This is a genomic window from Bradyrhizobium sp. AT1 (genome assembly GCF_001590795.1).
Classification (GTDB): domain Bacteria; phylum Pseudomonadota; class Alphaproteobacteria; order Rhizobiales; family Xanthobacteraceae; genus Bradyrhizobium.
Genome location: NZ_JXDL01000001.1, coordinates 5,315,026 through 5,339,186, shown reverse-complemented (window position 1 = coordinate 5,339,186; position 24,161 = coordinate 5,315,026). Strand labels below are relative to the sequence as shown.

Sequence of the window (24,161 nt, the reverse complement as noted above, 5' to 3'; positions counted from 1 at the left end):
ACTGGGGTTGGAACCGGCTTTTTTCGCCCCCGCTGGACGCATGCGGCACCCCCAAGGGTTGAGGGTGGACTCACTCCTTTAAAGCTACCCGGATACCTCGAATCTCGCGGGAACCCGGCCCGTCCGGAACCTCCGTCGGGGCCTGGATTTTCGACGGGAAAGCCGAAAAAGCAGATTATTCGGCCGCGCGCGCCTGCAATGAGCTCGGATTCGCCGCCGAAACCATGAAGTCATGGATACGCGGCACGATTTCCGACCTGAAGCGCGAGCCGTTGAACACGCCGTAATGTCCGACGCCCTTCTGGACGTAATGAATGCGGCGATGATCGGGGATCGAGCTGCACAATGCGTGCGTTGCTCCGGTCTGGCCGAGACCGGAGATGTCGTCGTTCTCGCCTTCGACCGTCATCAACGCCACGCGCGTGACCTTGGAGGGATCGACGCGTGTTCCGCGATGGGTCATCTCGCCCTTCGGCAGCGAGTGCTTCACGAACACGGTGTCGACGGTCTGCAGGTAATACTCGGCGGAGAGGTCCATCACCGCGAGATATTCGTCATAGAATTCGCGATGCTTGTCGACGAGGTCGCCGTCGCCCTTCACCAGATGGGCGAAGAGCTGCTTGTGGGCGTCCATGTGCCTATCGAGATTCATGCTGATGAAGCCGTTGAGCTGCAGGAATCCCGGATAGACGTCGCGCATCATGCCCGGATGCGGGAACGGCACCTTGGTAATGACGTGGTTGCGGAACCAGTCGATGCCGCGCTCCTGGGCGAGGTTGTTCACCGCAGTCGGATTGCGGCGGGTGTCGATCGGGCCGCCCATCAATGTCATCGAGGTCGGCACGAACGGATCGCGCCGCGCTTCCATGATCGAGACGGCCGCGACGACGGGCACGGAGGGCTGACACACCGCGAGCACATGCGTGTTGCCACCGAGGACGTGCAGCATCTCGATGACGTAGTCGATATAGTCGTCGAGATCGAAACGGCCTTCGCTGAGCGGCACCATGCGGGCATCGGCCCAGTCGGTGATGTAGACCTCATGGGCGGGCAGGAAGGCCTCGACCGTGCCGCGGAGCAGCGTCGCATAATGACCGGACATCGGGGCCACGATCAGCACGCGCGGCTGTGGGCTGCGCAGCGGACGAGTGAATTTGCGATCGAAATAGAGCAGCCGGCAGAACGGCTTTTCCCAGACCGAGCGAACCTCGACGGGGACGCGGATGCCGTTGACCTCGGTGTCGTCGAGACCCCATTCGGGCTTGCCGTAACGGCGCGTGGTGCGCTCGAACAATTCGCAGGCCGCGGCCACCGACTTGCCGACTTCGGTACGCGCCCAGGGATTGAGCGGGTTCTGAAACAGCAGCTTGGTGGCGTCAGTGACCGCACGTGCCGGATTGAGAGAGGCGTGCGCCATCTCGTACATCCAGTACATCGGCGTCGTCAGAACCGGACTGCCTTCGGCCGCCAGGGGCGGCGCGCCGCCAAACTCACCAATCGGCATGTTAAAATCCTCTTCGCATCGCAGCATACTGCCGAATGCGTAATATTGCGTCAATGCATGGTTCCGTACATCTACGTAAGCAGAACGGCCAAACCAGGCTGAATCCACGAGAAAGTGACGTTATTCGCCGCCCGACAGCAATGAGCCATTTTTCTTGGCGCTGCGCAAAAGGGCAAGGAATGCCCAAAAAGAAGCTCCCAGCAGCACCGCATTGATGGCCAACGCATCCAGCATCAGATCGATCCGGAAGGTTCGCTCAATCAGCAGCGCGCGCATCCCTTCGAACACGTAAGTCGGCGGCAGCGCCCAGGCGATGGTTTGCAGCCAGGCCGGCAGCACGCTGACGGGATAGTAGACGCAGGCGAGCGGCAGGATCGCGAACATCAAGGTCCAGACGATGCTCTCGGCGCCGAGGCCGTTTCGCAGTACGAGGCCCGAGACGAAGATTCCGACCGACCAGCTGGTGAAGATCAGATTGCAGAAGAACGCGATCAACGGCAGGCCGAGCGCGTAGACATTGAAGTGAAACAGGAACAGCGCCAGCAGCGTCATCGGGATGATTCCGATCGCGAGCCGGATCAGGCTCATGACCATCAATGACAGCAGGAACTCGATCGGCTTCAGCGGGCTCATCATGAGATTGCCGATGTTGCGCGCCCACATCTCCTCCAGGAACGAGATGGAGAAGCCGAGCTGGCCTCGGAACAGGATGTCCCAAAGGATCACGGCGCCGATCAGCGTGCCGCCGGCGCGCGCGAAGAAATTGGCGTTCTGCCCGATGTAGACCTGCAGGAAGCCCCAGGTAATGACTTGCAGCGCCGGCCAGTACAACAGCTCGAGCAGCCGCGGCCAGGACGACAGCAGCAGATACCAGTAGCGCAGGATCATCGCGCCGATGCGGTGGACGGAGATGCCGCGGTGGAGGGAGATGTCGGTCATAGGAGCGATCCGTAGCCCGGATGGAGCGAAGCGCAATCCGGGAATCGTGCCACAAGCGCCAGGCGTCCCGGATTACGCTGCGCTCCATCCGGGCTACGGCTGCGTCTGCTCATCGCACCGCCTCCTTCCGGCCGCGCGCGACGTCCAAGAACACCTCCTCCAGCGTGGTGCGGTTGTAGCGGGCCATGATCGCCTCCGGCGTGTCGTCGTCCTCGATGCGGCCGCGCTTCATGATGATGACGCGGTCGCAGAGCCGCTCGACCTCGAGCATGTTGTGCGAGGCCAGCAGGATGGTGGCGTCGTTCTGCTTGCGATAGCGCTCCAGATGCGCCCGCACCCAGTCGGCGGTGTCGGGGTCGAGCGAAGCGGTCGGCTCGTCCAGCAGCAAGAGCTCGGGCTGGTTGATCAGCGCTTTGGCCAGTGCGACGCGGGTCTTCTGCCCGGCGGACAGCTTTCCGTTGGCGCGGTCGATGAAATCGGTGAGGTCGAGATCGTCGGCGAGCTCCTTGATGCGGCCGGCGAGGTTCTTCACCGCATAGAGCTTGCCGAAGACGGTGAGGTTCTGCCGCACCGTGAGCCGCATCGGCATGTCGACATAGGGGCTCTCGAAGTTCATCCGCCCCAGCACGGAAGCGCTCTCCTCGGGCATCCGATGCCCCAGCACCTGCACGCGGCCGGAGGTCGGCAGCACCAGGCCCATGATCATCGCGATGGTCGTGGTCTTGCCGGCGCCGTTGCCGCCCAGAAGCCCGGTGATGCTGCCGCGCGGCAGCGAAAAGGAGATATCGTCGACGGCGCGGGTCTGCTTGTAGAGCTTGACGAGATGATCGACCGTGATCGCCGCGGACGGGCTGCGCTCCGCGACAGTCGGCCGACTTGAAGCCTTGTCATTCTCGGTCATGCTGACCGTTCTTCTGCTATTGCGGCAGGGAGCGCAAGGCTTGTAATCCGGTGGTTCCGCGAGCCCGACGTTTGTGACCTTGGAAGGCACCGCCACATTGGCCGACATGACCGAAATTGCCGCCTCCAACTTCCGCCACGCGCAGCGGCATATCCGCCTGGACACGATCCTGCGGCTGCGCTGGCTCGCGGTGCTGGGCCAGCTCGCCGCGATCTTCATCGTGGCGCAGGGGTTGGAGTTCAACGTCGAGATCGTCCCCTGCGTCAGCATCATCGCCCTGTCGGCGGCGCTCAATCTGGCACTCCAGACCGCGGCCAATCCGATGCACCGGCTGGAGCCGATCCAGGCCGCCGGACTGCTCGCGGCGAACATCGTGGAACTGGCTGGACTGTTGTTCTTCACCGGCGGACTGCAGAACCCGTTCTCGTTCCTGTTCCTGGCGCCGGTGCTGATCTCGGCCACGGCGCTGCCGGCGCGCCTCACGTTCGGCCTCGGCCTACTCGCCGTAGCCTGCGCCTCGGTGCTGTTCTTCTTCCATCTGCCGCTGCCCTGGGATTCCGACGATCCACTGGTGCTGCCGCCGATCTATCTGGTCGGCGTCTGGCTCTCGATCGTGCTCGCGATCGGCGTCACCAGCCTCTACTCGTTCCAGGTGACGGAAGAGGCGCGCAAGCTTGCGGACGCCTTGGCCGCGACCGAGCTGGTGCTGACGCGCGAACAGCATCTCACCCAGCTCGACGGCCTCGCAGCTGCCGCCGCACACGAGCTCGGCACGCCGCTCGCCACGATCTTCCTGATCTCGCGCGAGCTGGAAAAGACGGTGAAGGACGCCAGTTTTGCCGCCGACCTGAAGACACTGCGCGAGCAGACCCAGCGCTGCCGCGATATCCTGAGCAAGATCACCCAGCTCTCTTCCACCGGCGCGCCGTTCGACCGCATGAAGCTGTCGGAGCTGATCGAGGAGGTGGTGGCCCCGCACCGCGATTTCGGCGTCGACATCAAGGTGCGGATCGCGGTTGCCGCCGTGTCCGAGCCGGTCGGCTCGCGCAATCCGGCGATCCTCTACGGCGTCGGCAACATCGTCGAGAACGCCGTCGATTTCGCCCGTACCACCGTCGAGGTGAACGCGTGGTGGAACAAGGACACGATCGAGCTTCTGATCTCCGACGACGGCCCCGGCATTCCGCCGGATATCCTGAATCGGATCGGCGAGCCCTATCTGTCGCGGCGGCGCAGCCAGGATGATGGCAGCGGTGAACGGCGCGGCCTCGGATTGGGCGTGTTCATCGCGCGCACCTTGCTGGAGCGCACTGGCGCCAAGGTGTCGTTTACCAACCGGACCTTTCCGGAACACGGCGCCGTGGTTCAGATCACATGGCCGCGACAGCGTTTTGAGGCTATCGAGAGCCTCGAAGAAACAATAGGATAGAGCGCTTTCGACCGCGACCTTGCGTCGCACAGCGGGGCTGATCGACTATCGGCGGCCTTGGCACCGCCCGATTGCGAGGCCATATGTAGACGCGTTGGAGAGAGGACAAAACCTTGAACGCCATCGCCGAACTGAACGAACAGACCGACCGCTCGCTTCTCATCGTGGAAGACGACAAGCCGTTCCTGGAGCGCCTGTCACGCGCCATGGAAACGCGCGGCTTTGCGGTGACGTCGTGCGATACCGTCTCGGACGGTCTTGCGCAGATCGGAAAATCGGCGCCGGCCTTCGCCGTGGTGGATCTGCGGCTCGGCGACGGCAACGGCCTCGACGTGGTCTCGGCGCTGAAGAAGAAGCGCCCGGACGCGCGCGCGATCGTGCTGACCGGCTATGGCAACATCGCCACCGCCGTCACCGCGGTGAAGATGGGCGCGATCGATTATCTCTCCAAGCCCGCGGATGCCGACGACGTCGTCGCGGCGCTGCTGTCGACCAGCTCGGAGAAATCCGAGCTGCCAGCCAACCCGATGTCGGCCGACCGCGTGCGCTGGGAGCACATTCAGCGCATCTACGAGATGTGCAACCGCAACGTCTCGGAGACGGCGCGCCGGCTGAACATGCACCGCCGCACGCTGCAGCGGATCCTCGCCAAGCGCGCGCCGCGGTAATTTCACCGCGCTTTCGTGCCCCGGACGCTGCGCAGCACGTAGTGATGCGCTGCAGAGCCGGGGCCCATGTCTTTGCATACTCCGTCTCTGCATACTCCAAGCCTTCTGGGTCCCGGCTCTGCGCAGCAACGCTACGCGCTGCAGCGCGTCCGGGACACGAGACCCTCCTACTCCCAAAAATCAGCATGTCCCTGCGGGTCGACCAGGCGGTTGATCCTGAGCGCTGCCGCCATCGCGAACCGCACCGTCATCTGCTTGCGCGTGGCTGCGGCGAGCTTGTGCTCGGGCGCCTCACACTGCATGTGCGCGCCATAGGCATCCGCGACGATCAGGCCGGTCTCATCAGGAAAGATCTCGCACGGCAGGTCCTGCGTGAAGGCGAAGAACAGCCGGTCGCAATGGGCGCGGTATTCGTGCCATTTCTGATCGGCGCGCAGATCCTCCACCGACGATTTGATCTCGACGATCCAGATCTCGCCACGCTCGTTCAGCGCCACGAGATCGGCGCGCCGGCCCGACGGCAGCGGCAATTCGCTGATGCAGGTAAAGCCGAGCGAACGCAGCAGCCGCGCGGTGCCGCGCGCGATGGCCAGCGCCGTCTCGGATTGGCGACGGTCGGGCGGCGGGACCAGGGTGATGCGGGCGGTGTTGTCCATGGGGAGAGGATAGCCGATTCCGTCAGGGGCGGACACTGTTCGATGGAAGCGCGCTGTTGCCACACTCTCGGGGTCGTCCCCGCGTTCGCGGGGACCCATAACCACAGGACAGAGTTGGGCGACGTCTCGTCGAACGCTACTCCTACCAGCCACGACCGATAGATCACGCGGTATGGGTCCCCGCGTTCGCGGGGACGACAGCGGGAATGCGGAACCTCCCCTCCCCCTCGCACTTATCACGCAGCCGCCGCACCCGGGCGGAACCCTTGAGGCTGCGCGCGCATGATCGACGATCTCTGGTACAAGAACGGCGTGATCTATTGCCTGTCCGTCGGCACCTATATGGACGCCAACGGCGACGGCATCGGCGATTTCAAGGGCCTGCTGCGCCGGCTCGATTATCTGCACGGCCTCGGCATCACCACGATCTGGCTGATGCCGTTTCAGACCTCGCCCGGCCGCGACGACGGCTATGACATCGCCGACTATTACAGCGTCGATCCCCGCTACGGCACGCTCGGCGATTTCGTCGAGTTCGCCCATGGCTGCAAGCAGCGCGGCATCCGCATCATCATCGACCTCGTCGTCAATCACACCTCGGACCAGCATCAATGGTTCAAGGAGGCGCGGCGCGACAGGAGCTCGCCGTATCGCGACTGGTATGTGTGGTCCGATAAAAAGCCCGCCAATGCCAACAAGGGCATGGTGTTTCCAGGCGTGCAGAAATCGACCTGGACGCGGGACAAGGAAGCAGGCGCCTACTACTTCCATCGCTTCTACGATTTCCAGCCCGATCTCAACACGTCGAACCCGCATGTGCAGGCGGAAATCCTCAAGATCATGGGGTTCTGGATCCAGCTCGGCGTCTCCGGCTTCCGCATGGATGCGGTGCCCTTCGTGATCGCGACCAAGGGCGCCAAGGTGAAGAAGCCGGTCGAGCAATACGACATGCTGCGCGCGTTCCGCGAATTCCTGCAATGGCGAAAGGGCGACGCCATCATCCTCGCGGAGGCCAATGTGCTGCCGGAAACCGACATGGAATATTTCGGCCGCGACGCCGACCGCATGCACATGATGTTCAATTTCCACGTCAACCAGCATCTGTTCTACGCGCTGGCCTCCGCCGATTCGCGCCCGCTGGCGAAGGCGCTGAAGGCGACCAAGCCGCGGCCGGCCTCGGCGCAATGGGGCCTGTTCCTGCGCAATCACGACGAGCTCGATCTGGGACGGCTGACCAAGGCACAGCGCGACACCGTGTTCAAATCGTTCGGTCCCGATAAGGACATGCAGCTCTACGACCGCGGCATTCGCCGCCGCCTCGCGCCGATGCTGGGCGGCGACCGCAGGCGGCTCGAGCTCGCCTACAGCCTGATGTGCACGCTGCCGGGAACGCCCGTGATCCGGTACGGCGACGAGATCGCGATGGGCGACGATCTCTCGCTACCCGAACGCAATTGCGCGCGCACGCCGATGCAATGGTCGACCGAGCCGCATGGCGGCTTCACCAAGAGCGACAAGCCGGCCTGCCCCGTGATCGACGAGGGCCCGTACGGCTATCCGCACCTCAACGTCGCAAAGCAGCGGCGCGACCCGAACTCGATGCTGAACTGGACCGAGCGTATCGTCCGCATGCGGAAGGAAGTGCCGGAGGTCGGCTGGGGCGATTTCGCGATCATTGCGACGCGCGATCCCGCCGTGTTCATCATGCGCTACGACTGGCGCAACAATTCGGTGCTGTTCGTGCACAATCTCGACGAGAAGCCGCGCGAGATCGCATTCTCCGTGGGGCTGTCCGGGGAGGCCGGCGCGCATTTGATCAATCTGCTCGCGGAAGACCACAGCCACGCCGACAAGCGCGGCCAGCACCGCGTCGTGCTGGAGCCGTACGGGTATCGCTGGTACCGCGTCGGCGGGCTGGATTACCTGCTGAAGCGGAGTGATATCGACGGCGATACGAAGGGGAATAGGCACCCGGGGTAGATACGTCTCCGCTGTCGTCCCCGCGAACGCGGGGACCCATAACCACAGGGCAGAGTTGGGCGACGACTCGTCCTTCGGTACTCCTGCCGGCTGCAATCGAGAGATCACGCGGTATGGGTCCCCGCGTACGCGGGGACGACAGTCAGGCGGGTGGCGCCACCACCACTCCCTCATTGCCACGCAGATCGAGCACGCCTTCGATCTTCTCGCCCTCACGATCCAGGAATGTCGACAGCAGGATGCTGCTGCCGAACCTGATCGCACTCGTCGTCACTGCGACCGGATCCGCACCGAGATTGAGTGCGACGATCACCGCCTTGCCTTCGGCCTGCCGCCGATAGATCAGCAGATCGCCTTGCGCCGCGATCGGATAATAATCGCCCTTAACCAGCGGCGGACAGCTCTGCCGCAAGCCGATCAGGCGCTTGTAGAGGTTGAGGATCGAGTGCGGATCGGCTTCGAGACTGGCGACATTGTCGCGCACATAATGCTCCGGCAGCGGCAGCCAGGGCCGCGCCGTGGAGAAGCCGGCGAAGTCTGTCGCATCCCACTGCATCGGCGTGCGGCAGCCGTCGCGGCCGACACCGATGCCCGGCACGTTCTTCTCGAAGGGGTCGCGGACATCTTCGGGCGCGATGGCGACCTGGTGCATGCCGATCTCGTCGCCGTAATAGAGCGTCGGCGTGCCGCGTAGCGTCAGCAGCAGCATGGCCGCGACGCGGGCCTGCTCGGCTCCCACGCGGCTCGCCACGCGCGGGCGGTCGTGATTGCCGAGTACCCAATTCGGCCAGGCGCCGCGCGGCAACGCCTTCTCGTAATCCTCGATGATCTTTTCGATCGAGCGCGCGCTCCAGAATGTCGAGAGCAGTGCGAAATTGAACGGCATCTGCGCGCCGGTGAGGTCGTTGCCGTAATAGGCCATGAGCCGATGCAGCGGCAGATAGATCTCGCCGATCAGGACGCGCGCGTAATAAGCATCGGTGACGCGCCGCATCTCGGCGATGACATCGTGCACCTCCTCCTGGTCGGTGGAATATTGCGTCAGGATCTTCTCGTTCGGCGGCCGGCCCTCGACATAATGCGGGTTCGGCGGATTGTCGCGGAATTCGGCATCCTTGATCAGGTGCCAGATGACGTCGACACGAAAACCATCGACGCCCTTCTCCAGCCAGAACCGCATCACGTCGTAGATAGCGTTGCGGACATCCGGATTGCGCCAGTTCAGGTCCGGCTGCTGGGCGAGGAAGGCGTGGTAGTAATATTGACCTGAGGTCTCGTCGAACTGCCAGGCGCTGCCGCCGAACTCGGACAGCCAGTTGTTCGGCACGCCGCCGTCGCGCGCCGGATCGCGCCAGATGTACCAGTCGCGCTTGGGATTGTCGCGCGAGGCGCGGCTCTCGACGAACCAAGGATGCTGGTCCGAGGTATGGTTCGGCACGAGATCGAGGATCAGCTTCAGGCCGTTGTCGTGCGCAGCCGCGATCAGCGCGTCGAAATCGTCCATCGTGCCGAACAGCGGTTCGATCCCGGTATAGTCGGAGATGTCGTAGCCGAAATCGGCCATAGGCGAAGGGAAGATCGGCGACAGCCAGATCGCATCGACCCCCAGCGATTTCACATAAGGCAGCCGCCGCAAAATGCCGGCGAGATCGCCGACGCCGTCGCCGTTCGAATCCTGAAACGAGCGCGGGTAGATCTGATAGAAGACGCCGTCGCGCCACCAATTGCCATCGCCTTGAGCCAAGGTCGCTTCCCCAATGTGCGCTTCGCGCGGACGGCAACGCAGGATCGCGCCGCGGGTTCAGACCAACAGGGCTTTAGGACGACGATGTGACGGAAGCGGCGGTGAGAGCGTCGTCAGGGTCCGCATGGCGCGGGTTTCGCCGCAATTTCGCGCTGATCCGGCCCCGGTTCCGGCCTCAGCCCACCGCGATGCCAGTGGAACCTCGGTTCCGAGGGACGAAACCACTGGAGGACCCCATGAGGTCACGCATCACACTGTGCTCGCTCGCCTTCGCTCTTGCGACCCTGCCGCTGTCGGCGGGATTGTCCGCGGCCCTGGCGCGGCCCACCGTCGAGGTCGCCTTCGTGCTCGATACCACGGGCTCGATGGCGCGCCTGATCGAGGGCGCCAAGCGCAAGATCTGGTCGATCGCCACGACGATCGTCGATTCCAATCCGGACGCCGACATCCGCATGGGCCTCGTCGCCTATCGCGACATCGGCGACGACTACGTGACCTCGAAGATCGAGCTGACCCGCGACATCCAGGATCTCTACGCCAATCTGCTGGAGCTGAAGGCGCGCGGCGGCGGCGACTGGCCGGAAAGCGTCAACGAGGCGCTCGACGTCGCCGTCAACAAGCTGCAATGGACTGGTGGCAGCGACGCCAGGCACATCGTCTTCCTGGTCGGCGATGCGCCACCGCACATGGACTACGCGCAGGACACCAAATATCCGACGACGCTTGCGGTCGCTAGGCAGAAGGACATCATCGTCAACGCCGTGCTCGCCGGCGATGCCCGCGATACCGAGCGGGTGTGGCGCGACATCGCGCAGACCGGCCAAGGCCGCTTCATCCCGATTCCGCAGGATGGCGGCCAGGTCGTGGTGATCGAGACGCCGTACGACCAGGACATCATCATCCTGCAGCAGCAGCTCAACGGCACGGTGATCCCCTATGGCCCGCGCGAGCGGCAACGGCACACCGAGATGAAGATGCGGCAGACGGCCAGCGTCGCGGCGACCGCGCCGGCAAGCGCCACCGACATGGCGAGCTACATCAACAAGCGATCCGCGGCGACCGCCGAAGCCGTCACCGGCGGCGGCGATCTCGTCGCGGACGCTGCCAAGGGCACGACCAGCGTCGCCTCGGTCAAGGACGCCGACCTGCCCGAGAACCTCCGGGCCATGAAACCCGAGCAGCGCGAGGCCGAGGTGACCAAGCAGATCGAGCAGCGCAAGGTTCTGAACGAGAAGCTCACCGCGCTGGTCGGCAAGCGCGACAAGTACATCGCCGAGAGGGCCGCGAAATCGCAGAAGACCTCGTCTTTCGACGGCGTCGTCCAGGAGACGTTGAAGGCGCAGATCAAGCGGTGATGGCGGCGCCCCGGGGAACGGTCGTTCCCCGGGTCCTCTCCTGCTCCCTGGCCCGAATCTTTTGCTTGGCGGCATGGCAAAAATCGGCATTGTGGCGCCATGACCGAGCAAAACGACACCCAAGACTCCTCGCAATCCAAGGCGGGCGCGATCATCGTCCCCGTGACGCTGTTCGAGCAGAACTGCACCATCATCTGGGACGAGCCCACCAAGAAGGCGGTGGTGATCGATCCCGGCGGCGACGTGCCGAAGATCCTGGACGCGATCAAGCAGACCGGCGTCACCGTCGAGAAGATCTGGCTGACCCACGGCCATATCGACCATGTCGGCGGCGCGGCCGATTTGCGCGACGCGCTGAAAGTGCCGATCGAGGGACCGCATGAAGCGGACAAGTTCCTGCTCGACAACGTGGTCGAAAGCGGCGCACGCTTCGGCATGACCGGCGTGCGCAATTTTGCGCCCGACCGTTGGCTCGCCGAGGGCGACACCGTGTCGATCGGCGACCTCACATTCGAGATCTTCCACTGCCCCGGCCATTCGCCCGGCAGCGTGGTGTTCTTCAACAAGGAATTACGGTTTGCCCATGTCGGCGACGTCCTGTTCGCGGGCTCGGTCGGCCGCACCGATTTGCCCGGCGGCAGTCACGCGACGCTGATCAATTCGATCCTGACAAAACTGCTGCCGCTCGGCGACGACGTCGGCTTCATCTGCGGCCACGGCGCCGGCTCGAGCATCGGCCAGGAGCGGATGACCAATCCGTTCATCACCGGCGAGATGTAAGATTTATTCCGCCGCATCCGCCGGCGCGACCGTCTCACCGAGGTGACGCTCGCCCCATTCGCGAATGGCGGCGACGACGGGCACGAAACTCTTGCCCTTCCGCGTCAGGCGATACTCGACCTTCGGCGGCACCTCGCCGAAGTCCTTGCGGTCGATCAGGCCGCTCGTCGTCAGCGCCTTCAGCTCGCGGCTGAGCACGCGCGGAGTGATCTCCGCGCTGCCGCTGCTGCCGCGGAGCAGCCCGCTTCGGATCTCGCCGTAGCGGCGCGGACCGTCCTTCAAGTCCCAGACGATGCGAAGCTTGTACTTGCCACTGATCATCTTCTGAAAGGCTGCGACCGGACAGCTGCGCGTCGGCAATGCCTTTGTCATGTCGTCTCCTCCATGCGCATCCCGCCGGCACGAGGATAGGAGCAGCGTCGGAAAAGTCCATACTATCAATTTTGTCCATACTTGCAGGATCGCGCGCAAGCCGCAGATGATGACGCACATGACGAACAGGGAGCGTCACATGAAGCACTTCATGATCCGATATGAATTCAAGCACGGCGCAACAGAGGCATGGCACCAGGAGATCGCCCGCTTCATCAAGGCGATCGACGGCGATCCGGAGCTGAAAGGGCGGGTCGGCTATCGCGTGCTGAAGAATCGCGACGACGGCCACTACTTCCATCTCGCCAGCGTCGCCGACGAAGATGCGCAGAAGACGCTGCAATCGCGCGACTTCTTCAAGGCCTATTCGGCGATGACGCGGCAAATCTCCGGGGGCGAGGTGACGACAACGCCGATCGAGTGGATCGGCCAGACAGCGTAGCTGCAAACGCCGTTGTCGTCCCTTCGCCCCCTGCGCAATGCGCGCCAGGCAGGGACGACAACGAGGCTACTTCATCAATCCCGCGGCGGTCAGCGCGCGCGTGATGATCTGGCCGAGATCGAAGCTGCGAGCCTCTTGCTTCGGCTCGGAGGACTCTTCAGCGACTGCTGCGCGGATCGAACGGGCGAGATGTGGCGCAGACGTCAGCGCCGGATGCGCTGTGGGCTTGGCTTCCGGCTTGGCTGCGTCTGCAATCCAGTCGGTGAGGCCGAAGAATTTTGCGATGTGATAGGACGAGGAGATACCGGCCTCGATCAGGAAGGCGCCTTCGACGCCATAGCGCTGATCGTTGTCGGCGATCCCAAGCGGCGTGCCGTGCGCCATGTCGGTGATGGCGTAGCATTCGACCAGCGTCTCGCCGTCCTTGTTCCACCAGGCCTGGCGCGGATGGCCGTCGACATTGGTCTCCGCCATCGGCGCTTCCGGCAGATCGTGCAGATCGAGCCACTGCTTGACGATCTCGTTGGCATTGCCGGGATTGACGGTGCGGTCGGCGCTGCCGTGCCACACCGAGATTTTCGGCCAGGGGCCACGATAATCGGAGGCGTTGCGCACGAGGTCACCGAGCTCGCGCCCGGGACGGACCGGAGAATGAAACATGCCGTCCAGTGCTTCGCGCAGGTTCGAGGCGATGCCATAGGGCAGCCCGGCAATGATCGCGCCGGCCGCAAACAGTTCCGGATAGGTCGCAAGCATCACCGAGGTCATGCCGCCGCCGGCGGACAGGCCGGTGATGAAGATGCGCCTGGGATCGATGCGATGCGCCTTAGCCATGTGCGCGATCATCTCGCGGATCGAATGCGCCTCGCCGCTGCCTCGCGCCGTATCTTCCGGATTGAACCAGTTGAAGCAGGTATTGCCGTTGTTGACGCGCTGCTGCTCGGGCATCAACAGCGCGAAGCCATAGTGCTTCGCGAGCGTCGACCAGCCCGCACCGAGATCGTAAGCTGCGGCCGTCTGCCCGCAGCCATGCAGCACGACGACCAGCCCGCGCGGCTTCTGCAACTGCGCCGGCACGAACGCGAACATGCGCAAGGCGCCGGGATTTTCGCCGAAGTCCGTGACCTCTTCCAAGGGGCTGGGCGCATCGGCGCTGCGACCGAGCTCGGCAAAGCGCAAGCCGTCCAGCTTGGTCAGACGTCTCAACAAATCGACATTTCTGGCTAACGACACGGCAAGTTCCTGGTGGGCGACGTTCAACGTCCAGCCAAACCAGATAGTTGCTGCATTGCAAAATAAAAAGACCGTGCGCTGTCAATCCGACGAAATCGGAGGGATTTCCCGTGAAATCCGCAGGCGTTAACCACAGATGCCTCAACTTCGTGCAGAGGCGCGGCGCATCCGCGCCGGGAATGCGGCGCTGGCCATCATTAATGTCACAAACGGCGCAAGCGAACGAGAGATCCTGCGCGCGCTGATTGCAAGGCTTCGACGGCGAACAACACCGCGCCGATTGCGGCCACTCCGGCCGCATTTCCGATCTGCGCCGAAGACGATCATGGTCGACGCAGCCTGCGACAAACCCGGGCAAGACGACCTCTCGTGACGATCCAAATGCAATAGCTCTGCCGCGTGCGGAGCGAGGCCGGACTCCAACGCAGTTGGAATTTCGGATGAGGGAGAGTTTCCGCGAATCGTGCCGCTACGGGAGCGAGGCACTCTCAACACGTCATTGCGCGCAAAGCTCGTCCCGGCGTTACAAGCAGGGAGAGGCGAGAAGCATCTCGCTTCGCTCTCCGCATGCCTGCATTCCGCCTTGCGGGACACCGCGTGATTGCGTTTGCCTCCTCCGGCACGTAGCCTTGCCGTCTCAAGAAACAGAAAATCATAGCCGGAGAGAACGCCATGGCGCGCCTGAAGTTCGGAGCCTTTCTTGCCCCGCATCACCCGATCGGGGAGCATCCGATGCTGCAGTTCCGGCGCGATCTCGACCTGGTCGAGCAGCTGGATGCGCTCGGTTATGACGAGTTCTGGTGCGGCGAGCATCATTCCTCGGGCTGGGAGATGATCGCCTCGCCCGAGATGTTCCTGGCGGCCGCCGGCGAACGCACCAAGCGGATCAAGCTCGGCACTGGCGTGGTGTCGCTGCCCTATCATCATCCCTACAACGTGGCCCAGCGCATGGTGCAGCTCGACCACATGACCGGCGGACGCGCCATCTTCGGCTCCGGCCCCGGCGCGCTCGCCTCCGACGCGCATACGCTCGGCATCGATCCGATGACGCAGCGCGATCGCCAGGACGAAGCCATCGGCGTGATCCGCCGGCTCTTCAACGGCGAACGCGTCACGGCCAAGAGCGACTGGTTCACCATGAACGACGCCGCGCTGCAGATCCTGCCGCTGCAGGAGGAGATGCCGTTCGTGGTGGCGTCGCAGATCTCGCCCTCCGGCATGACGCTCGCCGGAAAATACGGCATCGGCATCATCTCGCTGGGTTCGATGACGACGCAGGGGCTGATGTCGCTGCAGCAGCAATGGCAATTCGCCGAGGACGCCGCGAAAAAGCACGGCACCACGGTGAACCGTGCCGATTGGCGCGTGCTGCTCACCTTTCACATCGCCGAGACCCGCGAGCAGGCCCGCAGGGAAGCCGGCGCCGGGCTGATGCGCTGGCACAACGAATATAATGTCGGCACGCTGCAGCGACCGGGCCTCACCGCATTCTCCTCGCCGGATGAGGCCGTCGACAAGACCGCCTTCGTCGAGGGCGCCGCGTCCACCATCGGCACGCCCGACGATCTCGTCAAAACCATCAAGAACGTGATGCAGGTCTCCGGTGGCGTCGGCGCCATCATCGGCTTCGTGCACGACTGGGCCAATCCGGAAAATACGCGCCGGAGCTGGGACTTGGTGGCGCGCTACGTCGTGCCTGAGATCAACGGTTACGTCGACGGCCTGCGCCGGTCGCAAAAATTCGTGATCGAGAACCGCGCGATCTTCGAGCGCGCCGGACAGGCGGTGATGGCCAAGATCATGGAGAACGAGAAGGCCGCCGAGGCGCTGAAGGTGACCGGCCCCGGCCGCGTTGCCATCCCCGCCGTCAACGCGCCGGATCTGCAGAAGGAAGCGGCGAAGCGGTAGGACGCGCTCCACTTGTCGTCCCGGGGCGCGCGCAGCGCGAACCCGGGACCCGTGGCCACAAAATGTCGTTTTACGAAGACCAGGAGTTACCAGCCTCGCACCACAACTTCTCCCTGGGGTCATGGGTCCCGGCGTTCGCCGGGACGACAGCTGTGGGTGTGACGATTTTGTGCGTTACACGACGGCGGCTCACTGCGTCCGGATCGTGTTATGCTCGCGGTGCCTGCCAATCGGAGCAATCGTGATGTCGATGCAGAATGTGGCCGCAACGGGGCCCGACTACACCGCGCCCAAACGCAACGCCCTGACGCATATTCCCGGCGACGAAGGCTGGCCGATCATCGGCAAGACCTTGCAGGTGCTGGCCGACCCCAAGGGGCACATCGAGGCCAACGGCGCCAAATACGGTCCGGTCTACCGTACGCATTTCTTCGGCGAGACCAATGTCGTGCTGCTCGGGCCGGAGGCCAACGAGCTCGTGCTGTTCGACCAGCAGAAGCTGTTCTCGTCCACGCACGGCTGGAACAAGGTACTGGGGCTGCTGTTTCCGCGCGGGCTGATGCTGCTCGATTTCGACGAGCACCGGCTGCATCGCAAGGCGCTGTCTGTCGCGTTCAAATCCGGCCCGATGAAGTCCTATCTGTCGGACCTCGACCGCGGTATTTCCGCGCGCGTCGCGCAGTGGAAGGCCAAGCCCGGCGACATGCAACTTTATCCGGCGATGAAGCAGCTCACGCTCGATCTCGCCGCGGCGTCCTTCCTCGGTGCCGACATCGGGCCGGAGGTCGACGAGATCAACCGCGCCTTCGTCGACATGGTCGCGGCCGCCGTCGCCCCGATCCGCCGTCCCCTACCCGGCACGCAGATGGCGCGCGGCGTCGCGGGGCGCAAGCGCATCGTCGCCTATTTCCGCCAGCAGATTCCGCTCCGGCGCGGTAATCACGGTGGCGACGATCTGTTCTCGCAGCTCTGCCGCGCCACCCATGAAGATGGCGCGCTGCTGTCCGAGCAGGACATCATCGACCACATGAGCTTTCTGATGATGGCGGCGCACGACACGCTGACCTCGTCGCTGACCTCCTTCATCGGCGAGCTCGCCGCCAATCCGGATTGGCAGGACCGGCTGCGCGCGGAGGTGCTCGCGCTCGGGCTCGCTCCCGGCGCGCCGAGCAGTTTCGATGATCTCGAAAAGATGCCGCTGTCCGAGATGGCGTTCAAGGAAGCATTGCGGATCAGGCCGCCGGTGCCCTCGATGCCGCGCCGTGCCATGCGCGATTTTAGCTTCAGGGGATTCGCGATCCCCGCCGGCACGGCGGTCGGCGTCAATCCGCTCTATACGCATCACATGAAGGAGATCTGGCCGGAGCCGGACCGCTTCGATCCCATGCGCTTCACCGAGGAGGCCCAGCGCGGCCGCCACCGCTTCGCCTGGGTTCCGTTCGGCGGCGGCGCGCATATGTGCCTCGGCCTGCACTTCGCCTACATGCAGGCGAAGTGCTTCGCGCGGCACTTCTTGCAGAACCTCGAAGTGTCGCTGGAGCCCGGCTACAAGCCGGACTGGCAGATCTGGCCGATCCCGAAGCCGCGCGACGGGTTGAGGGTGCGGGTGAAGGCGGTTTAGGCGTTGCTTTGTAGGGCGGGTTAGCCGCAGGCGTAACCCGCCACTTCTGTCTCTGCGGAGGCGAAGAGGCGGATTACGCCTGCGGCTAATCCGCCCTACGCGCTATCGGCTACCCCTGATCGAATGCCTTGCGCAGGGCCACATAGCCCTGCTGCTGCTGGCTCCAGTTGCGGCCGCCGGTCATGGCGCCGTCGACGACGAGGTCGTGGCCGTTGATGAAGCTGGATTCGTCGCTGGCAAGGAACACCGCAGCCTGGGCGATGTCGTCAGGCAGGCCGGCACGCGGGATCGGCTGCGCGGACTTGTAGACTTCGCGCATCACCGCCGGCGTCTTCTCCGCGGCATCGGTCGAGAGCCCGAGCGCCTTGCCGAAAATGCCGGTCGCGATCGCGCCGGGCGAAATCGAATTGACGCGCACATTGGACTCGCCGAGCTCCATCGCCACGCATTTGGTGAGATGGATCACCGCCGCCTTGGCCGCGCTATACACCATCGAGGACGAGAAGCCGGCGAGGCGGCCGGCGATGCTGCCGTTGTTGATGATGCTGCCGCTGCCCTGCTTCTTCATGTGGGGCGCGGCGTGCTTCATGCCGAGCATGACGCTGCGCACCAGGGTTGCCATCGCCGCGTCGAAGCGCTCGGCCTCGAGGCGCTCGATGCCGCCGGTCTGCGCCGGGCCGCCGGCATTGTTGAACAGGCAGTCGATCCGGCCGAATCTGTCCACGGCCAGCGCGATCAGGGCCTGCATCTGCGCCTCGACCGTCACGTCGGTCTGGCGGAAGATGCAATTGGCCCCCAGCTGCTTCGCCAGCGCCTCGCCTTCCGGTACACGCCGGCCCGCGATCACAATTTTGGCACCTTCGGCAACGAAGACTTCCGCAGTGCGCAATCCGATCCCGCTCGTCGCCCCCGTGATCACTGCAACCTTGCCGTCCAGCCTGCCCATGGAATGTTCCTGTTTTCGAACGATTTGATGCCAAATGGCGAACATCGGCGGCTGCCATCGCCGCGGGCGCCACTATCCCTGCCTGTCTGCGACAAGGCAAGCTATGCTTGTGCGGACGGGATGCGTAACATCTTCGCGGGCCGCTCGATTTTCGAACGCATATCGCAACTGGGCTGCGCATGGGGAAGCTGATCGACGAATTCCGTAGAGGTTGGCAGGGCGAAGCCCCGCCATCGCTCGGCCTAAGCGTTGCGTTCGCGGTGGCCTGCCTTGTGGTTGCAACGTTGGCGCGCTGGGCTCTGGCGCATGTGCGGCCCGACGTCTACTTCACCCCCTACTTTCCGGCCGTGTTCTTTGCCGCCGCGTTCGGAGGTTTCCGGATCGGAATCGTGACCGCAATTGCCGGCGGCATGCTCGGCGTCGTCGTGAATTTCGGCGATGCCTTTGCCGATCGTGCACGATTTGCCCTGCTGGCCCTCTATTGGGCGGTCTGCGCGCTCACCATCTGGGGCGTCGAGCACTATCGCACCATGCTGGCCGAGCAGCGCCGGATCTCCAAGCGCCTGATCGAGGAAGAGGATTATCGCAAGCTGCTGGTCGACGAGCTGCAGCACCGGCTGAAGAACAAGCTGTCGACGGTGCATGCGGTGCTGCACCAGGTGCTGCATGACCAGCCGCAGGTCTGGACCCGGATTGATCCACGGCTGCGCTCGCTGGCGGCGACCGACGATTTGATCTCGCGCATCGACAAGGCCGGCTGCGATATCCGCGATCTCCTGATCTCCGAGCTCGGCCCCTACGGCCATGTCCGCTTCACGCTCAATGGCGAGCGACTGTTCCTGCCGCCGAAGCTCGCCGTCACGCTGTCATTGATGTTTCACGAGCTCGCCACCAATGCAGGCAAGTACGGCGCATTCTCCTCACCGAGCGGCCTGTTGCAGGTGTCGTGGACCGTCAGCGACGACCGCCTGACCGTCACCTGGGACGAAACCGAGGGACCGAGCGTGGACAAGGTGGCCGAGCCCGGCTTCGGCACCAAGCTGCTGAAATCGGCACTGTCGGCCTTCGACGGCAGAACCGAGATCTCATACTTGAAGACCGGCCTGCATTGCATCATGCAATGCCGGATCCCGCGAAGCGAATAGCATCGCGCGCCAAGCGAAAGCGCGACCCGCGCTTCAATCGCCGTTTCGCAAGCGACGTTGACCCTCTGTTAATGACGATCGTCGGCGCGCGTCGCATCGCCGCAAAACACCCCCGTATTTCTCCTGACCCCTTAACCAAACTTAAGAGGGAACCGCGCAAGATCGCGTCCATTGCAAAGGCGCGCTGAAACAACAAGATTCATGACTTCTATGAACGACAACAGATATTCCGGCGCGAGTGAAGCCGAGCTCGGTTTTCTCAAGGAAATCGTTAGAATGCTGCCGGCCGGCCTGACCGTGCAGGACGCGCAGGGCGAGCTTTTGCTGGTTAACGACGCCGCGGCCGCGCAGCTCGGCATGGATGGCAGCCGCCCCTCGCCCGATCTGGAGCCGCGCCGCGAAGCCTGCCGCAAGGCTCTGAGCGCCGGCCAACCCGTCGTCACCGAAGAGGCGCTTCATGGCGGCGCCGCGCGCCAGGTGCTGCTCACGACCCACCGTCCCGTTCGCTTCGCCGGACGCGAGCTGCTGATCTCGGCGTCCTCCGACATCACCGAGCAGAAGAATTTCGAGGACCAGCTGTTCCGCTCGGCCTATTTCGACGAGTTGACCGGACTGCCCTCGCGGCGCGTGATCGAGCATCGCGCCAACAACCTGCTCATGGCCGATCGCGGCGGCGAGCGCTTCGCGCTGGCCTTCCTCGACGTCGACAATTTCAAGCACATCAACGACTATTACGGCCACGCGGTCGGCGATGCGCTGCTGGTCGAGCTGTCGAAGCGGCTCGGACGCGACCTGCGCGATTCCGACATGCTCTCGCGCATCTCCGGCGACGAATTCCTGCTGCTGCTGTCGCCGATCCAGAGCCAGGAGGAGGTCGCCGAATTCATGCAGTCGACGCTGGAGCGACTGACGGCGCCGTTCTTCATCGACAATTCGGAGGTCTTCGCCTCCACCTCGGTCGGCATCAGCCTCTATCCCGATCACGGCCGCAGCTTCGAGACACTGCGTCAGAACGCCGACATCGCGATGTACCGCGTCAAGAACGACGGCAAGGGACTGGCCGCCTTCTTCGACTCCAGCATGGAGCGCGAGGCGCAGGCGCGCATGAAGGTCGAGCAGTCGCTGCGGCTTGCTATCCTCGAAAAACGCTTCTGCTGCGCGTTCCAGTCCAAGGTCGACATCCGCACCCAGGCCGTGAAGGGTATCGAGGCGCTGGTGCGGCTGCGCGACGACGAAGGCGTGATCCAGGCGCCCGGCTCGTTCATCAACCTCGCCAGCGAGCTCGGGCTGATCGACGAGCTCACTCATCTCGTGCTCGCCGAGATCGTCAAGTCAATCGACCTGATCAACGAGACGTTCGGCTCCGAAGCGACCATCAGCATCAACGTCGCCGCCAAGCAGGCCGGCAATCCCGAATTCATGCGCAGCTTCGCGCGGGCGCTGGACGAGACCGGTTTTCCCCAGCGTTTCATGATCGAAGTGACGGAAGACGCCTTCGTCGCCAAGAATCATTTCCAGGCCGAGATCTTGCCGATGTTCCGCAAGCTCGGCGTCGGCATCTCGATCGACGATTTCGGCACCGGCTATTCCTCGCTGTCGGCGCTCGCCGACATCACCGCCGACGAGATCAAGATCGACCGCTCCTTCATCACCGACATCCATAAGCGTCCGCGCAACCAGGGCATCTTGCGCGCGATCGAATCCCTGAGCGAAGCGCTGGGCATGACCGTGATCGCCGAGGGCCTCGAATCCTACGAAGAGCTCGCTTATCTCCAGGCCGCGACCAAGATCCGCTACGCGCAGGGCTATTACTTCTCGCGGCCGATCTTCCTGGAGGAGTTGAAGCTCGCGACACCGGCCTCGAGCGAGTCGCGCGCCAGCGTGGCGAACCGGCCGACCCAGCAGAACCGCCAGGGCTATTCGCGCGCGAGCGGATATCGGCGGTAGGCCGCGCTGCTCGACCACCCGGCGCCCCGCCGATTCCGTCACATCCCGCGTCGTCATTGCGAGCGCAGCGACTTGTTCGCCGAAGCCTTGGAAGGCGGAAGCAATCCGGAGCCTTTCCGCGGAGGGATTCTGGATTGCTTCGCCGCAGGGGCTCCTCGCAATGACGGAGGATGAGGCGGCAGGCTGCTTCTCCAAGTAGCACTGTCATTCCCCGCGCAGGCGATCCAGTACGCCGCAGCTTCTCGATTCAATCGCTGGCGTCTCTGGAATACTGGATCGCCCGCCTTCGCGGGCGATGACACCGAATGTACGACGGCGGATTGACGGAGGCCGGCACAGGGCTCCTCTCCATCGGTCCGGTCTATTTCGCGACCGAAACACGCAAGATAGTTCAGGACTGAATGTCTTGATCATGCCGCCTGTCGCGAGGAGCGAGCTGTTCCGGCAGCGCTCCCCGCGATAGGATCAACCAACATCGGCATACAGTCGAAGGGATCGGGAGGACCACCGTGAGCCATCACCCAGCTCTGCCTTACCTGCGCAATTCCGAGAAGGGCAAGGTGGTCACCGCGGCGGAGGCGGTCATGCTGATTCGCGACGGCGACACGGTCGCGACCGGCGGCTTCGTCGGCATCGGCTTTGCCGAGGAGATCGCGATCGCGCTGGAGGAGCTCTATCTCTCCCACGAGGGCGACGCACCCTATACGCAGGGCAAGCCACGCAATCTGACGCTGGTCTATGCGGCGGGCCAGGGCGACGGCAAGCAGCGCGGCCTCAACCATTTCGCGCATGAAGGCCTGGTCCGGCGCGTGATCGGGGGACATTGGGGCCTTGCGCCCAAATTGCAGCAGCTCGCGATCTCGGGCCAGATCGAGGCCTACAATTTGCCGCAGGGCGTCATCACGCACCTGTTCCGCGACATCGCCGCGCACCGCCCCGGCCATGTCACCCGCGTCGGCATGGGCACCTTCGTCGATCCCCGGCAGGGCGGCGGCAAGCTGAATGCGCGGACCACCGAGGATCTGGTCGAGCTGATCACGATCGGCGGCGAAGACTGCCTGCTCTACAAGACCTTTCCGATCAATGTCGGCATCGTCCGCGCCACCACTGGCGACCCCGACGGCAATCTCACCATGGAGAAGGAGGCGCTGACGCTGGAAGCGCTCGCCATCGCCATGGCGGCGCATAATTCCGGCGGCATCGTCATCGCCCAGGTCGAGCGCGTGGCCGAGGCCGGCAGCCTCAATCCGCGCCAGGTCAAGATTCCCGGCATCCTGGTCGACTGCGTCGTGGTGGCCAGGCCAGAGAATCACTGGCAGACCTTTGGCACGCCATACAATCCGGCTTTCTCGAGCGAGATCCGCGTTCGTGCCACCTCGTTGCCGGTAATGCCGGTCAGCGAGCGCAAGATCATCGCGCGTCGCGCCGCGCTGGAGCTGAAGGCCAACAGCGTCGTCAATCTCGGCATCGGCATGCCCGAGGGCATTGCCTCCGTGGCCAACGAGGAGCGGATCATCGATCTCATCACGCTGACGGCGGAGCCCGGCGTGATCGGCGGCATCCCCGCGAGCGGCATCGATTTCGGCGCGGCGATCAACACGCAGGCCGTGATCGACCAGCCCTATCAGTTCGACTTCTATGACGGCGGCGGGCTCGATGCCGCCTTCCTCGGGCTCGCCCAGGTCGACCGCGCCGGCAACCTCAATGTCAGCAAGTTCGGACCGAAGCTCGCCGGTGCCGGCGGCTTCATCAACATCAGCCAGAACGCCAAGGAGGTGATCTTCGTCGGCACCTTCGGCGCGGGCAAGCAGCGCATCGCGGTGAACGACGGCAAGCTCGTCATTCTCGACGAGGCCAAGTCGCGCAAGTTCGTGGGTCACGTCGAGCACGTCACTTTCAGCGGCCCGTTCGCGGCCGCGCGCAAGCAGCGCGCGCTGTACGTCACCGAACGCTGCGTATTCGAGCTCAGGCCCGACGGGCTGGAGCTGACGGAAATCGCGCCCGGCATCGACGTCGAGCGCGACATTCTGCGCCTGATGGATTTCAAGCCGTTGATCCCGCGCGATCCCGCCTTGATGGATGCGCGCATCTTCGGCGAAGGCCTGATGGATCTGCGCGAGCGGCTGCTCACCATTCCGCTCGACCAGCGCTTCACGCTGGACGAGCAGCAGAACCTGTTCTTCGTCAATCTCGAGCGCTATCCGCTGCGCAGCAAGGCCGAGATCGACACCATCGCTTCCATCGTCGAGGCCAAGCTCGCGCCGCTCGGGCGGCGGGTCTACGCCATCGTCAATTATGACAATTTTTCCATCCTGCCGGAGTTGATGGACGATTACTCGGCCATGGTGCGCAGCCTCGTCGACCGCTTCTATTCCGGCGTGTCGCGCTACACCACGTCGGGCTTCCTGCGTATCAAGCTCGGCGAAGCGCTGGAGAAGCGCGGCGTTGCGCCGCATATTTTCGAAAGCGCCGACGAGGCGCAGTCGGACCGGCGTCAGGCCGAGGGAGCCGGCAATGCGCGGCCAGCTCAAAAATGATGCAGGTTCGAAAGGCCGAAATACTCGACCGGAAGGTTCGATTGCAATGTTCGT

The 24,161-nt window shown here is 64.0% G+C and carries 19 protein-coding genes; 11 read left to right on the top strand and 8 right to left on the bottom strand.

The genetic code is table 11. From position 1 onward, the window contains the following. Window positions 1-175 precede the first annotated feature (175 nt). From SE92_RS24775 to SE92_RS24765, 3 genes are all read right to left on the bottom strand, one after another. Entirely contained in the window at window positions 176-1,504 is a 1,329-nt protein-coding gene (locus tag SE92_RS24775; protein WP_063203743.1) for a polyhydroxyalkanoate depolymerase, read from the bottom strand. Window positions 1,505-1,624: 120 nt separating this feature from the next. Next, the gene (locus SE92_RS24770; protein WP_063199191.1) at window positions 1,625-2,443 is read right to left on the bottom strand and encodes an ABC transporter permease; all 819 of its coding nucleotides are present in this window, start codon (window positions 2,441-2,443) and stop codon (window positions 1,625-1,627) included. A 109-nt stretch (window positions 2,444-2,552) separates the two neighbouring features. Next, complete coding sequence (locus tag SE92_RS24765; protein ID WP_063199188.1) at window positions 2,553-3,344, bottom strand: ABC transporter ATP-binding protein; 792 nt, start codon at window positions 3,342-3,344, stop codon at window positions 2,553-2,555. Between the two features lie 106 nt (window positions 3,345-3,450). Between SE92_RS24765 and SE92_RS24760 the strand changes: the two genes are divergently transcribed. Further along, window positions 3,451-4,773, top strand: coding sequence for an ActS/PrrB/RegB family redox-sensitive histidine kinase (locus tag SE92_RS24760; RefSeq protein ID WP_063203742.1), 1,323 nt, complete (start codon window positions 3,451-3,453; stop codon window positions 4,771-4,773). 113 nt (window positions 4,774-4,886) lie between these two features. Then, entirely contained in the window at window positions 4,887-5,441 is a 555-nt protein-coding gene (locus SE92_RS24755) for an ActR/PrrA/RegA family redox response regulator transcription factor (RefSeq protein ID WP_063199185.1), read from the top strand. A 167-nt stretch (window positions 5,442-5,608) separates the two neighbouring features. Here SE92_RS24755 and SE92_RS24750 read toward each other — a convergent pair whose 3' ends face one another. Next, complete coding sequence (locus SE92_RS24750; RefSeq protein WP_063199182.1) at window positions 5,609-6,097, bottom strand: MmcB family DNA repair protein; 489 nt, start codon at window positions 6,095-6,097, stop codon at window positions 5,609-5,611. Between the two features lie 282 nt (window positions 6,098-6,379). On the opposite strand from SE92_RS24750, the gene SE92_RS24745 reads away from it, so the two are divergent. Next, on the top strand, window positions 6,380-8,077 hold the full coding sequence (locus tag SE92_RS24745) for an alpha-amylase family protein (protein ID WP_063199179.1): 1,698 nt from the start codon (window positions 6,380-6,382) through the stop codon (window positions 8,075-8,077). Between the two features lie 142 nt (window positions 8,078-8,219). Here the strand turns inward: SE92_RS24745 and SE92_RS24740 are convergent, their stop codons facing one another. After that, window positions 8,220-9,821: an alpha-amylase family glycosyl hydrolase gene (locus SE92_RS24740; RefSeq protein ID WP_063199177.1), complete on the bottom strand. Its 1,602-nt coding sequence runs from the start codon at window positions 9,819-9,821 to the stop codon at window positions 8,220-8,222. Between the two features lie 236 nt (window positions 9,822-10,057). Here SE92_RS24740 and SE92_RS24735 point away from each other — a divergent pair, with 236 nt between their 5' ends. Together SE92_RS24735 and SE92_RS24730 are read left to right on the top strand one after the other, a co-directional pair. Further along, entirely contained in the window at window positions 10,058-11,176 is a 1,119-nt protein-coding gene (locus SE92_RS24735) for a vWA domain-containing protein (protein ID WP_063199174.1), read from the top strand. 99 nt (window positions 11,177-11,275) lie between these two features. Further along, window positions 11,276-11,956: an MBL fold metallo-hydrolase gene (locus SE92_RS24730; protein ID WP_063199172.1), complete on the top strand. Its 681-nt coding sequence runs from the start codon at window positions 11,276-11,278 to the stop codon at window positions 11,954-11,956. Window positions 11,957-11,959: 3 nt separating this feature from the next. On the opposite strand, the gene SE92_RS24725 is transcribed toward SE92_RS24730, so the two are convergent. After that, on the bottom strand, window positions 11,960-12,328 hold the full coding sequence (locus SE92_RS24725) for a winged helix-turn-helix transcriptional regulator (protein WP_063199169.1): 369 nt from the start codon (window positions 12,326-12,328) through the stop codon (window positions 11,960-11,962). Window positions 12,329-12,467: 139 nt separating this feature from the next. Here SE92_RS24725 and SE92_RS24720 point away from each other — a divergent pair, with 139 nt between their 5' ends. Beyond that, on the top strand, window positions 12,468-12,770 hold the full coding sequence (locus tag SE92_RS24720) for a hypothetical protein (RefSeq protein WP_245324684.1): 303 nt from the start codon (window positions 12,468-12,470) through the stop codon (window positions 12,768-12,770). A gap of 66 nt (window positions 12,771-12,836) precedes the next feature. On the opposite strand, the gene SE92_RS24715 is transcribed toward SE92_RS24720, so the two are convergent. Next, on the bottom strand, window positions 12,837-14,003 hold the full coding sequence (locus SE92_RS24715) for an extracellular catalytic domain type 1 short-chain-length polyhydroxyalkanoate depolymerase (RefSeq protein WP_063203741.1): 1,167 nt from the start codon (window positions 14,001-14,003) through the stop codon (window positions 12,837-12,839). A 672-nt stretch (window positions 14,004-14,675) separates the two neighbouring features. Here SE92_RS24715 and SE92_RS24710 point away from each other — a divergent pair. After that, complete coding sequence (locus tag SE92_RS24710; RefSeq protein ID WP_063199164.1) at window positions 14,676-15,911, top strand: LLM class flavin-dependent oxidoreductase; 1,236 nt, start codon at window positions 14,676-14,678, stop codon at window positions 15,909-15,911. 244 nt (window positions 15,912-16,155) lie between these two features. Beyond that, window positions 16,156-17,532 (top strand): cytochrome P450, encoded by a 1,377-nt coding sequence (locus SE92_RS24705; protein ID WP_063199161.1) that lies wholly within the window; start codon window positions 16,156-16,158, stop codon window positions 17,530-17,532. Window positions 17,533-17,641: 109 nt separating this feature from the next. Here the strand turns inward: SE92_RS24705 and SE92_RS24700 are convergent, their stop codons facing one another. Beyond that, window positions 17,642-18,478, bottom strand: coding sequence for an SDR family NAD(P)-dependent oxidoreductase (locus SE92_RS24700; protein WP_063199158.1), 837 nt, complete (start codon window positions 18,476-18,478; stop codon window positions 17,642-17,644). A gap of 179 nt (window positions 18,479-18,657) precedes the next feature. On the opposite strand from SE92_RS24700, the gene SE92_RS24695 reads away from it, so the two are divergent. The 3 genes from SE92_RS24695 (at window position 18,658) to SE92_RS24685 (ending at window position 24,107) form a co-directional block, all read left to right on the top strand. Next, a complete protein-coding gene (locus SE92_RS24695; RefSeq protein ID WP_063199156.1) occupies window positions 18,658-19,623 on the top strand; it encodes a sensor histidine kinase in 966 nt (321 codons plus the stop codon). A gap of 210 nt (window positions 19,624-19,833) precedes the next feature. Then, window positions 19,834-21,570 (top strand): putative bifunctional diguanylate cyclase/phosphodiesterase, encoded by a 1,737-nt coding sequence (locus SE92_RS24690; protein WP_063199154.1) that lies wholly within the window; start codon window positions 19,834-19,836, stop codon window positions 21,568-21,570. A 509-nt stretch (window positions 21,571-22,079) separates the two neighbouring features. Then, window positions 22,080-24,107: an acyl CoA:acetate/3-ketoacid CoA transferase gene (locus SE92_RS24685; RefSeq protein ID WP_063199151.1), complete on the top strand. Its 2,028-nt coding sequence runs from the start codon at window positions 22,080-22,082 to the stop codon at window positions 24,105-24,107. The last annotated feature ends 54 nt before the right edge of the window (window positions 24,108-24,161 follow it).

Coding starts and splice junctions, on each gene's coding strand:
- SE92_RS24700 (WP_063199158.1), bottom strand. CDS start 18,478: ATGGGCAGGCTGGACGGCAAGGTTGCAGTGATCACGGGGGCGACGAGC.
- SE92_RS24710 (WP_063199164.1), top strand. CDS start 14,676: ATGGCGCGCCTGAAGTTCGGAGCCTTTCTTGCCCCGCATCACCCGATC.
- SE92_RS24730 (WP_063199172.1), top strand. CDS start 11,276: ATGACCGAGCAAAACGACACCCAAGACTCCTCGCAATCCAAGGCGGGC.
- SE92_RS24695 (WP_063199156.1), top strand. CDS start 18,658: ATGGGGAAGCTGATCGACGAATTCCGTAGAGGTTGGCAGGGCGAAGCC.
- SE92_RS24775 (WP_063203743.1), bottom strand. CDS start 1,504: ATGCCGATTGGTGAGTTTGGCGGCGCGCCGCCCCTGGCGGCCGAAGGC.
- SE92_RS24750 (WP_063199182.1), bottom strand. CDS start 6,097: ATGGACAACACCGCCCGCATCACCCTGGTCCCGCCGCCCGACCGTCGC.
- SE92_RS24745 (WP_063199179.1), top strand. CDS start 6,380: ATGATCGACGATCTCTGGTACAAGAACGGCGTGATCTATTGCCTGTCC.
- SE92_RS24720 (WP_245324684.1), top strand. CDS start 12,468: ATGAAGCACTTCATGATCCGATATGAATTCAAGCACGGCGCAACAGAG.
- SE92_RS24770 (WP_063199191.1), bottom strand. CDS start 2,443: ATGACCGACATCTCCCTCCACCGCGGCATCTCCGTCCACCGCATCGGC.
- SE92_RS24765 (WP_063199188.1), bottom strand. CDS start 3,344: ATGACCGAGAATGACAAGGCTTCAAGTCGGCCGACTGTCGCGGAGCGC.
- SE92_RS24735 (WP_063199174.1), top strand. CDS start 10,058: ATGAGGTCACGCATCACACTGTGCTCGCTCGCCTTCGCTCTTGCGACC.
- SE92_RS24705 (WP_063199161.1), top strand. CDS start 16,156: ATGTCGATGCAGAATGTGGCCGCAACGGGGCCCGACTACACCGCGCCC.
- SE92_RS24690 (WP_063199154.1), top strand. CDS start 19,834: ATGAACGACAACAGATATTCCGGCGCGAGTGAAGCCGAGCTCGGTTTT.
- SE92_RS24725 (WP_063199169.1), bottom strand. CDS start 12,328: ATGACAAAGGCATTGCCGACGCGCAGCTGTCCGGTCGCAGCCTTTCAG.
- SE92_RS24760 (WP_063203742.1), top strand. CDS start 3,451: ATGACCGAAATTGCCGCCTCCAACTTCCGCCACGCGCAGCGGCATATC.